Origin of the sequence: Candidatus Kuenenia sp., from assembly GCF_027493735.1 — a bacterium.
GTDB classification, from domain to species: Bacteria; Planctomycetota; Brocadiia; order Brocadiales; family Brocadiaceae; genus Kuenenia; species Kuenenia stuttgartiensis_A.
The window spans coordinates 212,534-225,966 of record NZ_JAOSKF010000006.1 but is presented as its reverse complement, the minus strand read 5'-3'; the positions used below and the strand labels follow the sequence as shown (position 1 = coordinate 225,966).

Here is a 13,433-nt window from a genome sequence, read left to right as displayed (position 1 = left end):
TCCCAAGCTCCCAGACTGAGTCAAATAAAAAACATTTATGACCCAGTCTGCGGAGCTTGGGAACGAGCGTTTTTTTTCATAGGACTAAAGTATTACAATTCTTTGTAAAAAAACAAAATGTGTGAAGATATACAAAAAATCGGGAATGCACCCTATAAAACAATAAAACTCAAATAAAACGAAAGTGTTACGAATTATGAAGATTTACCCTGTCTCTTAATCTTTTCCTTCTACCACCAATGTACGAATACTAAAAATCTCGTTTTCTGCTAAAGGCTCAATTGCCGACACAGGTACCGTTATCACAGCTATGGTGTCTCCAGGTGCATTAAATACTTCTAAAGAATATCCATCTTCACCCTTAGAAACAGGGTGATACTCAACAATAGTAGCAACGTCGCCTTTCTGCAATTTTTTTCAGGGATATCTTTTAATAAAACAATTTCTTCAAATAATTTATATGTACTGTCAAATTTTTTCCATTCGGCCCGGTTAATGTGCCTTTGGTTTTATACATTTGACCGTATTGTGTATTTTCAATGGATATGGCATCAAGCGATAAAATCTGATTATGCAAGCCATTTTTCAGCAAATACCAGTTTTAAAGAGTGTATCCTGCCCTGGATAACCATTGTGATTTATCATTTCGTTTTCCCGGAACTAATAAATATTGTATCATCTTATCACGAGAAATCAGAGTATTTCCAGCCAGTGTCATTTTAGTAGTCTGTTTATAAAGCAGTATTCATATTGGCCTAAAATGTTTGGTTTCTGCAGTGCAGTTTTTTCCGTTTGTCCCGTTTATACTACTTCGGAGTTCGTGTTTTTAAATAAATTACATTTTGAGAGGACATTAAGCATACTATTTGCCAAAGATTATAAAAAATTTCAAAATAAAACCTATCCGTTCGCCAACTAGCGCTATTCCACACTTTTTAGCGCTTGCAAATATTTTTTTGCATCGACAAAACCCGTTATTGTTTTGTCCTTCAGGACTACGCCGTCCTTATTAACGAACACTATCGTTGGCAAACCGACAACCTTGTATTTTTTCCAAAGTTTTTTTATTTCCGGATCTTCTGCGTTTGTAGCATCTATCTTAATATTGACAAATTTCTTCGACTCCTCTATTACCTGCGGATCAACATACGTGATTTTTTCTAATTCCATGCAGGCAGAACACCACGACGCCCAGAAATCAATTATTGCCGTCTTCCCTTCCTTTTTTGCTATTTCCAAACCCTCTTTTTCATTTGTAATCCAATGTATTTCCGCGTTGTTCACACTGCCAATTCTGGTATTTGTATCAGTGAATAGCGGCGGTAAAATGAAACCTTTGTTTACCATATATCCAAGTAAAAAATATACTCCGAAGATAAATGCTAACAGACCAAATGATTTCCTGGTACGCTGAAAACGAGAGCTGTCAAATGTTAATTTATCAAAACCCCCCGAAAAAACCGAGACAACAATCAGGAAAATGCCGAGTAAAGTAATAAAAGCGCCTTCGGGAATAATGAGCCGCAGGTAATAAAAAGCAGCTCCTATCAAAAGAAAACCGAATATCCGCTCAACGGTTTCCATCCACGCGCCGGACCTGGGAAGCGCCTTTACTGCGCCTGAAAAAGTCCCCAGCACGATAAGGAGAACGCCCAATCCCCACGCAAAGACAAACAGCATCCAGAAACCTAAAAAGATATTTCCCGTACTCGCAATATATACCAGTAAACTTGCAAGAATAGGGCCTATACACGGCGAAGCGATAATCCCTGAAATCAAACCCATGACAAAAACACCGGCAACGCCCCTTCCTGTTCTACCGCCAAGCCTGTCTGAAATAAAAGACGGGACACGCAAGTAGTAAAATCCAAACATACTCATTGCGAGCGCTACAAATACCGCCACAACAAAACCAATAACCCACGGGCTTTGTAATGCGGCGCCGAACAGTGCGCCGGTTGATGCTGCCGTTACTCCCAACGCAGCATATACAATGGAAATGCCCAGCACATAAATCAATGACAGTAGGAATGCCCTCAGGGAATTTCTTCTTCCCTGCTGCTCGCCGGAAGCCTGTCCGCCAATTACCGCCACGGTAATGGGAATCATTGGATATACACATGGGGTAAAGCTTAAGCCTATTCCTGCCAGGAAAATAAAAATAAATGATAAAATAAGCCCCTTATCCTCGATGGTTTTCTGTATATCGCTCACATCCGACGTTACTTCCTCTTTTTGCAATACACGCGAAACATCTTCGGTTTTCCCCGTGAATGTCATGTTCTGAGAGGAATTGATTTTTAACGGCAAGAGTAATTCCTCTGTCTTTGGGGCGAAACAAATTGTCTCCGAACACCCCTGATAGTTTACCTTCAGGCGAATCGTATAAGGGCCTTCAGGCACATTATCCGTCAATTGTACATACGCAGCTATCGCGACCTGTCCTTCGTAAAAACTTACCTCTTTCTCCAGAAAGGGATCTATTTTTGTTTTTCCTTCAGGAAGTTTTGTAAAGAAAACCTCATAGAGATACGGTTCGCTGCTTACCATTTTTACCTGATCCTTGTAAATGTAATGGCCAGTATCAATGGCAATGATTAGAGTTATGGGGATTTGATCTCCAACGAAAACCTCACCCGGTACGTCCTCCACATATACTCTGAAGGGAAGAGCGTCTGCAAACGAAACCTTTTGAATAACGATACATAATAACAAACTATAAAGAATTCTTTTGAATATGCTGGTTTTCATAAATTCCTTCCTTTATCGAAAATGAAAAGACGACTGACTTTATCATTTCCCGGTAACAATTTAGTTTTTTGAAAAATTCCAATAATGGAGCTGTTTTGCCGCATAGTGTAGGGGCGAAGCATTTGCTACAAATTGACATAAACGCGTTCATACTCAAAGCGGACAAATGCTTCGCCCCTACCGTTAACAAAGGAGTTTGACTCATACACTATATTATGCTATTATCGGAACACTAAATAAAGTTAAAAATACATGTGCATGTTATTACTATTTAACCTTTTAAATGGAGCGTGTTTGCATTGCCAAAAGGAAAACCTATTATCGTTGGATCGCGGGGAAGTAAGCTTGCATTGACCCAGACAAATTGGGTTATTTCAGAGCTCAAGAAATTAAACCCCGGTGTTGAATTTGAAATAAAAAAAATATCTACCAGCGGAGATAAGATTACCGATGTGCCGTTGTCACGTCTGGGAGGCGTTGGCGTTTTTACCAAGGAACTTGAAGTTGCCTTGATTAAGGAGAAAATTGATCTTGCGGTGCATAGCGCAAAAGACATTCCTACAGAGGTGTCTGAGAAATTAACACTCGGTGCAATGCCAAAGCGGGTTGATCCCAGCGACGTTCTCATAAGCGCGAAAAACGTCACCCTTGAAAGACTGCCTGGAAATGCGCGTATCGGCACCAGCAGCCTGCGCAGAAAGGCACAACTCCTTGCGTTAAGGCCAGATTTTGAAATTGTAGATCTTCGGGGCAATCTTGATACCCGTCTAAAAAAACTCGAGGCTGACGATTTAGATGGTATTATCGTTGCCCATGCAGGTTTGATAAGGATAGGCTATACCGGACAGATCAGCGAAATCATTCCTTTCGAAATTATGTTACCCGCCGTAGGACAAGGGTCACTCGGAATAGAAATACGCAAAGATGATGAACGGATAAATAAAATACTATCGAAAATGGATGATCTGCACACCAGGATTGCAGTAGAGGCGGAACGTGCTTTATTGGCGAAACTCCAGGGTGGATGCCAGGTACCTATTGGAGCACATGCAAAAGTGCTTAATGATGAAGTACACCTCGAAGCGGTTATCTGTACGCTTGACGGAGAACGTACTATACGGGACAGTCACAAGGGACCTGCTAATCAAGCGGCTGCGGTTGGAAACGAACTTGCTCAAAGGATGCTGGACAATGGCGGTGATAAAATTTTACAGGAAATCAGGCAGAACTTCCCAAAACAAATGCCTTAAATGTATAGGAATTTTAGTCCGAAAATCTTTTTTTTAGTAACATTTTAGTCTTTTGAAAAACGTATTACCTATAAGCTCCGTAGGAGCAGCCTGTTTGTAGCAAAATAGGATATTATAAAAAATTACCCGGTAGGAGCGACCTGTCTCTTGTAAATCCATATTAAACAGGTCTGCCTGAATATGGACAGGCCGCTCCTACGGAGCTATTTACTCTATTGAATTTTATTGTGCTACAAACAGACCGCCCCTAACGGGGCTACATGGTATTTTTTCTATACCGGGAATTTTTCAAAAAACTAAAGTGTTACTTTTTTTACACAAAGGCACCGAATAGGCAAGGGGGAGTTTCACCCCCCAAGCCTCTCACAAAACGGGAGCATCCCCGATTTTTTGTAAAAATGCCATTAGCGGGGAGGGAAAGAATAGTAACTCAAGCTTCCAGCTTGAGGGTAAAATGCCACAAGCAGGATGCTTGTGTTACAATGTACAATTAGTTAACCAAAAATCGGGAATGCCCCTGTTGTTCAAACAATGTCCCCCGCTGGCGGGGGTGCAGGGGGCATAAGCGCTAACTTGTTTTATTGACAAATTTTATTCATCATGGTATTTTTATGTTAATTATCCCGCTAATCACTCTATAGGAGGATAAAGCCATGATGAGAGAAGATTGGGATCTTCTAAGAACTTTCTTCCCAAACGATTGGAAAAGTTTAGCCGTTGATACAAATGCTTTAAAAGGCTTGCGCAAGGATAAATCTGAAGAAAAGCTTCTTCGAACATTATTAATTCATTTAGGATGTGGCTATTCATTGCGTGAAACAGTAGTTCGAGCCAAGCGTGCTAACTTAGCAGATTTATCCGATGTTGCCTTATTAAAGCGATTAAAAAAGAGCAAAGAATGGCTATATAAATTATGTTTATCTTTATTCCGTGAGCGTGGCCTCCAAATTAATAAACGGAATAATTTTCATCTTCGCTTATTTGATGCAACAACAGTAAAGGAACCTGGGAAAACAGGAAGTCTTTGGCGCATTCATTATAGTATTGAGGTTCCTTCATTATCTTGCGATTTCTTTAAACTTACGGGAACTGAAGGAGAAGGCACAGGAGAATCTTTTCGGCAGTTTCCGATGAAAAAAGATGATTATATTATAGCTGACAGAGGTTACTGTACTGGCCAAGGAATTCATCATGCAACAAGGAAAGGCGCTTATCTTAGCGTTAGAGTTAATTCGCAATCTCTACGGATATTCGGCGAAGAAAAGAAACCCTTTCCTTTATTGAAAGAAATCCAATATTTAAAAAGACCCCTTGCTATAAAATCATGGAACGTTTTTATTCCAAACGTTGATAATACTGAATATGTCAAAGGTCGTCTTTGTATAATACGCAAAACAGAAGAAGCCATTAAAATAGCTCATAAAAAACTTAAAAGACATGCAAGCAAAAAGGGCATTGAACTAAAACCGGAGACCCTTATTTATGCCAAGTACGTAATAGTATTCACAACGTTTCCTGAAAATCAATTTACCGCTTTTGATATCTTAGAATGGTATCGAGTTCGATGGCAAATTGAACTGGTCTTTAAAAGATTTAAACAAATAGCACAATTTGGACACTTACCTAAATACGATGATGATAGCTCAAAAGCTTGGCTTTATGGCAAACTATTCGTTGCTCTTTTGACAGAAAAACTAATAGATTTTGCTACGTCTTTTTCCCCCTGGGGATACTTCATTGTCAAGCAAGAAGACTAAAAGCAAATGGCGTGAATTTGCTTTTATGCTTAATCAAGTAAAACGGGCTATAGAACCAGCGTTATCATTACAGGAAGTTCTTAAGTGCTGGAATGACATTGCTTGTTCTTTAGCAGAAAATACAAGAATCCGAAAAACACAGATATCAAAATACTTCGAGCATACCTAAAACAAGTTAGCGCTTATGGGTGCAGGGGGTGGACTGGATTTCTCCGTCGATTCTTAAAGTCACACCTGATGGATTTTCTTCCACCTTTTCTCTATCCGTTCACTACAGCAGCTTTGCAGCTTTTGCAGCGTAGAGCGGTTTGGCAACCCCACCTGTATGGCGTTGCTGATACTTCGCAATGGGTAGCACTTCCATTGTTGTATCATCTTTATTACAGCATGTTAAAGAACTTCGTTATTCCTTAACTTCACGGCACAAACAAAGGGCACAAGGAAAAACTTACGAAAAAAATAGGTTTTTACAGAATAATACTATAATTACCATGTCACAAATCATTCCAAACCGTGAAGATTCCCCCTTGCAGACAAAACCGGCAAACAAGCGTTCAAAAATAATATTGTATATTATTATTGCGGTAGTTGCAGGTATGGTAACGGGGGGATTCGTTCCTGACATAGCAGTCAAATTTTCCCTGCTGGGCGAAATATTCATCAACGCATTAATGATGCTTGTAATTCCCATTGTTATTTTATCGCTTATTGTTGGAATAACAAATCTCGGCGATCTTAGCAGTCTTGGGACACTTGGCTGGCGCACAATAGTTTACTACCTGACAACGACATGTATTGCCGTACTGATCGGTATTGCCCTGGTAAACATTATTCAGCCTGGAAAAGGGTTATCGACAGGTGAAATCTATCCTGACGCATCTTACACAATACAGGAAAATAATCCCTATGGTGTCAATGAGGATACGATGGGAGGCGTCTTTCGACAAATACTAATAGGTGACAAAGAAAGCGGGAAGCAGGGGATGTTGCCACATAATATTTTTGCCGCAATGGCTCAAATGGAGATTCTGCCCTTAATTGTCTTTTCCATCTTAATTGGTCTGTCATTATCTGCATTGGGGCCAAAAGCCCAATCTGCGGTTAATGTCATTTCTATTCTCAATGATGCGGTTATGAAAATAACACACTGGGTGCTGTATATTGCGCCTATTGGTATTTTCGGTTTGATTTCTTCCAGGGTTGGACAGGCAGGGGGATTCAGCGGATTCATTCCTGAATTGTACTTACTGGGAAAATATTCTTTTACGGTTTTAATCGGTCTTGCCATTCACGGTTTCGTTATTTTGCCCCTCATACTAAAAATATTCGGGAAAAGGAGTCCTGTTATTTTTGGAAAAGGCATGAGCGCCGCCTTGCTAAATGCATTTTCTACAGCGTCCAGCTCGGCGACCCTTCCGCTTACCATGCAATGCGCTGAAGAAAAAAATAAAATTTCAAATAGAACGGCAAGTTTTGTTCTTCCGTTGGGAGCAACAATAAATATGGACGGAACGGCTCTCTACGAAGCAGTTACCGCGATATTTATCGCCCAGGCATATGGAATAACCATGACGCCCGCAATGCAAATCATTATATTTGTTACCGCAACACCTGCAGCCATAGGCGCTGCAGGCATTCCGGAGGCGGGATTAATTACTATGGTAATAGTGCTTAAGTCCGTTGGCTTACCCATCGAAGGCATTGGATTAATCCTGGCAATTGATTGGATTTTAGACAGATTCCGTACTGCAGTAAACGTGTGGGGCGATAGCGTTGGCGCCGGTGTGATTGAAAGGTATGAATTAAATAAAAATATATAGGTTCCTTAATTTCTTGACATTTTAAAGAGGAGGATGTTATGGACTTAAAAAACAATCATTTTTCTCGTAGGGATTTCTTAAGGAATGCCGCGATGGGCGCCGTTGGGGTTGGAATAGGCGCTATGGGCATTAATGGCTTCAGAGAAACCTTTGGCGCAGATTCTGATACCGATATGCTATCAAAGAGCAGGGTTATTGCCGTAAAAGACATCGGGATTATAAGCAAGAGTGCCCCTGATCAAATAAGGGTTGATAAAATGGTGGACGAAGGAATGTTTGCGCTTACCGGCAAAAAAACCACTAAAGACGCCTGGCGCTGTTTTTTTACATCGGAGGATGTTGTAGGCGTCAAGATCAACCCGATAGGCGGCAAATTGCTTTCTACCAGACCGGAAGTGGTAAACGCCATCATAGCCGGGTTGCTTGCTGCAGGCGTTAAGGAAAATAATATCATCGTCTGGGACCGTTTTGAAGAACATCTGGTCAGCGCAGGCTATGAGGTAAACAGAGGAACCGCCGGCGTACGGTATTACGGCACGGAACATACGGCAGGATACGACAGGGATGTCTATTACGAATCGCACGACGATGACCCGAAATTACGCCAGGATGACGGCGCAAGGTCTCTTTTCAGCAGGATTGTCACGCAGCAGACTACTGCCATTATTAATGTGCCGGTAATGAAAGACCATGGCATTGCCGGCGTAACCCTGTGTCTCAAAAATATCGGATTTGGCGTAATAAATAATACCCCGCGGTTTCATTCTTCACCCTATTACTGCGACCCTGCTTCTGCGGAGGTTTGCGCCCATCCTGCCATTAAAAATAAACTGCGCCTGCATATTGTTGACGCATTACAGGCATGCTTCTCAGGAGGCCCCAGACCCAAGGCCTCCAACACTATTTGGAATGAAGAACAGTTGTTTTTTGGAACAGACCCTGTGGCAATAGACCGGATAGGGCTTGATATAATAGATGCAAAACGCAGAGAAAACCGCTTAATGCCTGTATCGCAAAAAGCAAAACACATCGTCAATGCAGGGAAAAAGGGATTGGGCAAGTATGAAATGAAAGATATTGAGTACATAAAACTACGCAGGTAAAAAAACCGGGTTTTTGAACATTAATACTCTCGTTCTCAAACCTTGTACTGAACATAGTGAAGTATCTGTTTGGGAACGTAATTGTACTGGAAACTACATTCGCGGGTTCAGGCCTTATGCGGTTTTTTAAAGAGAAGACCGAACCGCAGAACAAGCTGTATAATGTTCACGCTGAATAGCCACAAGTAGAGCTTACCATTTTCTGTTACGTGGCAAATCAAATCAAGGGTTATCCTTTTGAAAACCTTCTAATGGGCTGCCCCCACATTGCTTCTCCCATGCGTGGTTGGTCTTTTTTAAATATTGACGATGGAATTGCGTTGTCTATAATGCACGCACAATTTTACCCTATAAACTTTTACCTTAATTTAAAGGGACAATACTTATGAAAAAAAGGACCCATATTTTTAACTTTTCGATAGTGCTTTTATTGTTATTTGGTTTTGCTTTTCCGTTATTTGCGCAAGAAGGCACAGGTAAACCGTCAAACAAGGCGGTTAACCAAAAGATAGGAAAACTCCAGATTCCCTTTATTTCCAATGAAGGACAGATGGGCGAAAAGGTTAAATTTTACGCTAATACCTTTGGCGGGACGGTATTTGTCACGAATGAGGGGGAGATTGTTTATTCACTGCCAAAAAGATCGGAAGCTAAGAATGCTGACAGTAGTGGTGAATGGCATTCGCCCGGTGTGATACACGATGCGGGATGCGAGATACATGAAAATCGTGATTCATGCATCAAATCGTGTAGGCTGGATGAAGCTTGCCCTGCGCTTGTCGAATGGGCGGAGCGCACCCAACAAATCAGCGATTTACATTCCCCAACCCCAAACTCACAAACCCTGAATCCTAATATGTTATTACAGGGCGTTGCATTAAAAGAAACGCTTGTCGGCGCAAAAGTAAAGGGAATAAAGGGAGAAGGTACGTCGGTAACAAAGGTAAATTATTTTAGGGGAAATGACCAGAAGAAGTGGAAAAGCAATATTTCCACGTATGATGTGGTTGATCTTGGAGAAGTCTATAAGGGCATAGAATTAAAACTGAAGGCGTATGGAAACAACGTAGAAAAACTCTTTTATGTAAAACCGGGTGCTAATCCCGACCAGATAAAAATAAATCTGAGCGGCATACAACCTCCTTTATCCCCTTTTACAAGCTCCGTGAAGGATTGTCCCCCGCTGGCGGGGGGAGGGGGTGGATTAAGGGCAAGCGGGTTGTGGGTAAACGAACAAGGCCAGCTCGTAGCAGAAACCGAACTTGGCCCCGTAACATTCACCAAACCAGTGGCATATCAGGAAATAGAGGGTAAAAAAGTCAACGTTGAAGTTGAATACAATATTCAGAACAGAGAAGAACCCGACATTTCCCCTCTAAAAAGAGAGGTAAGGGGTGTGTTGAATTCCAAAACTCATAACTCTAAATTAATAAACCCCGAATTCCAGGTACCTGATTCCCAATCCCTGATTTATGGTTTTAAGGTTGCTTCTTATGACAAAACAAAGGAACTTGTCATTGATCCGTTGCTGGCCTCTACCTACTTAGGAGGTTCTTCTAATGATTATGGCGTGGCTATTGCGATTGATGGCAGCAATAACGTCTATGTAACGGGCAACACCTCTTCAACCGACTTTCCCGTCACCAGCGGGGCCTATGATACCCCCCTTGGTGGTGACAGAGACGTTTTTATCACCAAGCTGGACAGTTCATTATCTACCCTCCAGGCTTCCACGTATCTCGGAGGTTCTGATAGTGATCGCGTTTATACCATAGCCTTTGACGGCAGCAATAACGTCTATGTAACGGGCAACACCTCTTCAAGCGACTTTCCAACCACAAGCGGTGCATATGATACATCCTATGACGGTGATGATGCCTTTATTTCCAAGTTGGACAGTTCATTATCCACCCTCCAGGCTTCCACGTATCTCGGAGGTTCTGATAGTGATTACGCTTATGCCATAGCCCTCGACAGTAGTAATAATGTCTATGTAACGGGCAACACCTCTTCAAGCGACTTTCCCACCACCAGCGGTGCATATGATACATCTTTTAATGATGGTTTTGATGTCTTTATTTCAAAGCTGGATAGTTCATTATCCACACTTCAGGCTTCCACGTATCTCGGGGGTGGTTCTTATGATATCGACGAGGCATCTGACGACAGGGCAAATTCGATGGACATAGATCCAAGCGGAAGTGTCTATGTGACTGGATATACAAATTCACCAGACTTCCCTGTTACCTCAGATGCATATGATACCTCTCATGGTATATATGATGATGCATTCATATCAAAGTTAAACAATGATCTCAGTAGCCTGCTCGCCTCGACCTTTCTGGGTGCAGAAGATGTCATTGAGTATGATAAAAGGTCAGGTAATGATTCTGCAGGTTCATTGGCCTTGGATTCGAGTGGTAATGTGTATGTGACTGGTGATACAAACGGTTTATTTCCCACAACCTCAGGCGCCTATGACATAAGTGCAGATTTTGATTATGGTAGTGTGAATATGGAATATGAAGTATTTATATCAAAAATGAGCAGCAATCTGAGTAGCCTGCTTGCCTCCACTTACCTTGGTAGCTCTGAGGGTGAGGGGGCAACGTCATTAGCCATAGATTCAAGCGGGAACGTCTATGTGGCCGGATATACATATTCATCAGGCTTTCCCACTACCACTGGCGCATATGATACCTCTTTTAGTGGTGGTTCTGATGTCTTTATATCCAAACTGGATGGCGACCTCTCGGCGGATACGACATCGCCGTCACCGACTCCCACAGTCACCACAACTGCACCATGCGATGGAGGGATTATCTTAGAAACATATAAAGCAACGGATGTAACATCGGATTCTGCCACTTTAAACGGATTGGTTGGAGGGGAGTTTTCAGTAAGAGGGGAATTGGGTTTTGAGTGGGGCACTTCTAGTGAATCATATACCAATAGAATACATATCGAAGGTGACGATTCCAGTTCTGCATTTGTAGAAGCAGGAAGTAAAAGCGTAAGGGTAAGTGGGCTATCTGCTGGGACGACTTATTATTACAGAATATATAAATACAGGATAGAGATTATTCCAGACTTTACACCTTGTTATTCATATGGAAACGAAGAAGTTTTTACCACAACAGCTACGCCAACACCCACCGATGAAGCCTGCAAGGCTGAGACGATTACGACAGATCCTGAGAAGAAGTTGGTAATTATGAGAAATCAGTCAGACACGGTAACCGTATCGGTGCTGGGTACTGACGGATGCCCGGTTGAAGGCACGGTAGTTAAAGCAAGGCTTAACCGCCGAAGTAAGAAGAAGGTCAGTGTTACTTCCAGCGCAACAACCGATGCGTATGGTAAAGCGGCATTTACTGTAACGGCATATAATAAAAAAGGCGCCGCCGGGATTGTATTTTCCCCAAAAGGCTTGAAAAAGAAGGCGAAATTAATGGTAAAGGTGAAGTAAGAAGCATTGACAACCATAAGAACCATGGGTGGTTTGCAACCCGAACCCATAAGTTTATATGGGTAGTAGCGTAATATGTAATCGATGTTTTATAAAAAAAGAGACTATGTTTTTCTAAGCCGGATAGTATTATTTACCTTTCCGATTAAGGAGGCATAAAATGTTTGTAAGTACCCAACATCGATATATCGAAAAAGACCCTGGCAAATATGAGGGTAAAGCCATTATTAAAGGCACAAGGATCCCCGTTGCATCAATTGTAAATCACTACCGTTCAGGCATGGGGATAGAGGAGATACTTGATGGCTATCCAAGCCTAACCCCCGCGCAGTTATTTGATGCCCTTAGCTATTATTTTGATAACAAAGAAGAGATAGATAAGAAATTTGAATAATGGCAAGGCATGCCTTGCACTACAAGGAAAATGTTTTATTCCTGTTATATAACGGGAATACGTGAATATCTTTTTCAAAAAACTAAAATGTTAAGATTCTTTAGATTCAATAACACAGCCAAAAAAAGAACATAGAACGCAAAGGCGTAGAGACAGGTTTTAACCTGTCTCCACTTACAAAAAAAGTTTTTACATTGTAATACTGTAGAATAAAAAAGCCTGTTTGCAGACAGGCGGAAAGAGGCAGAAATTATGAAAAAGGGATTATTTATTACATCGGCAATAGTGTTGTTACTGGTATTTCTTGCCCAATACACAGTTTCAGGTAGCCAAAAGGCAGAAGCAGTATCAAAGGAACATATCAGGCAGAACATACATCGCATCCAAATTCCCTTCATTGCCAATAATGGCCAGGTGGATGGACTGGTAACCTTTTACGCCAATACCTTTAAGCCCAATCAGACAAATGCTTTACCCTGGTTTTCTGAAAAAAGATAAAATTGTTTATGAGGAATGTTATTTATTGTAACACTTTAGTTTCTTGAAAAATTCCCGGGATAGAAAAAATACCATGTAGCCCTGTTAGGGGCGGTCTGTTTGTAGAGCAATAAAATTCAATAAGGTAAATAGCTCCGTAGGAGCGGCCTGTCCGTATTCAGGCAGACCTGTTTAATATGGATTTACAAGAGACATGTCGCTCCTACGGAACTTATAGGTAGTACATTTTTCAAAAAACTAAAGTGTTACTATTTATTTGAATGATATGAATGTGAACCACAGAGGTTTCGCAGCTACGCAGCCATTCAAATAGTACGATGCCTTCTGTCTTCTAACTTCTGTTGAATTATCGAAAGGAGTGTATTTATGTGTAGGGTAGTACGCTTGTGGT

The 13,433-nt window shown here is 41.4% G+C and carries 9 protein-coding genes; 7 read left to right on the top strand and 2 right to left on the bottom strand.

Annotated features, from left to right (window positions below; all coding sequences use genetic code 11):
- Nucleotides 1–216 precede the first annotated feature (216 nt).
- The gene (locus M5U24_RS05305; protein ID WP_197705271.1) at nt 217–411 is read right to left on the bottom strand and encodes a DUF4926 domain-containing protein; all 195 of its coding nucleotides are present in this window, start codon (nt 409–411) and stop codon (nt 217–219) included.
- Nucleotides 412–921: 510 nt separating this feature from the next.
- Entirely contained in the window at nt 922–2,751 is a 1,830-nt protein-coding gene (gene dsbD / locus M5U24_RS05300) for a protein-disulfide reductase DsbD (protein WP_298201778.1), read from the bottom strand.
- A gap of 299 nt (nt 2,752–3,050) precedes the next feature.
- Here dsbD and hemC point away from each other — a divergent pair, with 299 nt between their 5' ends.
- The 7 genes from hemC (at nt 3,051) to M5U24_RS05265 (ending at nt 13,042) form a co-directional block, all read left to right on the top strand.
- Complete coding sequence (gene hemC / locus M5U24_RS05295) at nt 3,051–4,001, top strand: hydroxymethylbilane synthase (RefSeq protein ID WP_099326801.1); 951 nt, start codon at nt 3,051–3,053, stop codon at nt 3,999–4,001.
- A 653-nt stretch (nt 4,002–4,654) separates the two neighbouring features.
- Nucleotides 4,655–5,758, top strand: coding sequence for an IS4-like element ISCku3 family transposase (locus tag M5U24_RS05290; RefSeq protein ID WP_099323887.1), 1,104 nt, complete (start codon nt 4,655–4,657; stop codon nt 5,756–5,758).
- A 491-nt stretch (nt 5,759–6,249) separates the two neighbouring features.
- Nucleotides 6,250–7,578 carry a dicarboxylate/amino acid:cation symporter gene (locus tag M5U24_RS05285; protein WP_298201775.1) on the top strand — a complete coding sequence of 443 codons (1,329 nt, stop codon included), beginning with the start codon at nt 6,250–6,252 and terminating at the stop codon, nt 7,576–7,578.
- Nucleotides 7,579–7,616: 38 nt separating this feature from the next.
- The gene (locus tag M5U24_RS05280; protein ID WP_099326799.1) at nt 7,617–8,681 is read left to right on the top strand and encodes a DUF362 domain-containing protein; all 1,065 of its coding nucleotides are present in this window, start codon (nt 7,617–7,619) and stop codon (nt 8,679–8,681) included.
- Between the two features lie 385 nt (nt 8,682–9,066).
- Nucleotides 9,067–12,150 (top strand): SBBP repeat-containing protein, encoded by a 3,084-nt coding sequence (locus M5U24_RS05275; RefSeq protein WP_298201773.1) that lies wholly within the window; start codon nt 9,067–9,069, stop codon nt 12,148–12,150.
- 160 nt (nt 12,151–12,310) lie between these two features.
- Complete coding sequence (locus M5U24_RS05270) at nt 12,311–12,544, top strand: DUF433 domain-containing protein (RefSeq protein WP_099326797.1); 234 nt, start codon at nt 12,311–12,313, stop codon at nt 12,542–12,544.
- Between the two features lie 252 nt (nt 12,545–12,796).
- Nucleotides 12,797–13,042: a hypothetical protein gene (locus M5U24_RS05265; protein ID WP_164995010.1), complete on the top strand. Its 246-nt coding sequence runs from the start codon at nt 12,797–12,799 to the stop codon at nt 13,040–13,042.
- Nucleotides 13,043–13,433: the final 391 nt, after the last annotated feature.

Bases quoted from the DNA above. Each gene is read 5' to 3' on its own strand.
- M5U24_RS05270 (WP_099326797.1), top strand. From the start codon at position 12,311: ATGTTTGTAAGTACCCAACATCGATATATCGAAAAAGACCCTGGCAAA.
- M5U24_RS05265 (WP_164995010.1), top strand. From the start codon at position 12,797: ATGAAAAAGGGATTATTTATTACATCGGCAATAGTGTTGTTACTGGTA.
- M5U24_RS05290 (WP_099323887.1), top strand. From the start codon at position 4,655: ATGATGAGAGAAGATTGGGATCTTCTAAGAACTTTCTTCCCAAACGAT.
- M5U24_RS05285 (WP_298201775.1), top strand. From the start codon at position 6,250: ATGTCACAAATCATTCCAAACCGTGAAGATTCCCCCTTGCAGACAAAA.
- dsbD (WP_298201778.1), bottom strand. From the start codon at position 2,751: ATGAAAACCAGCATATTCAAAAGAATTCTTTATAGTTTGTTATTATGT.
- M5U24_RS05275 (WP_298201773.1), top strand. From the start codon at position 9,067: ATGAAAAAAAGGACCCATATTTTTAACTTTTCGATAGTGCTTTTATTG.
- M5U24_RS05280 (WP_099326799.1), top strand. From the start codon at position 7,617: ATGGACTTAAAAAACAATCATTTTTCTCGTAGGGATTTCTTAAGGAAT.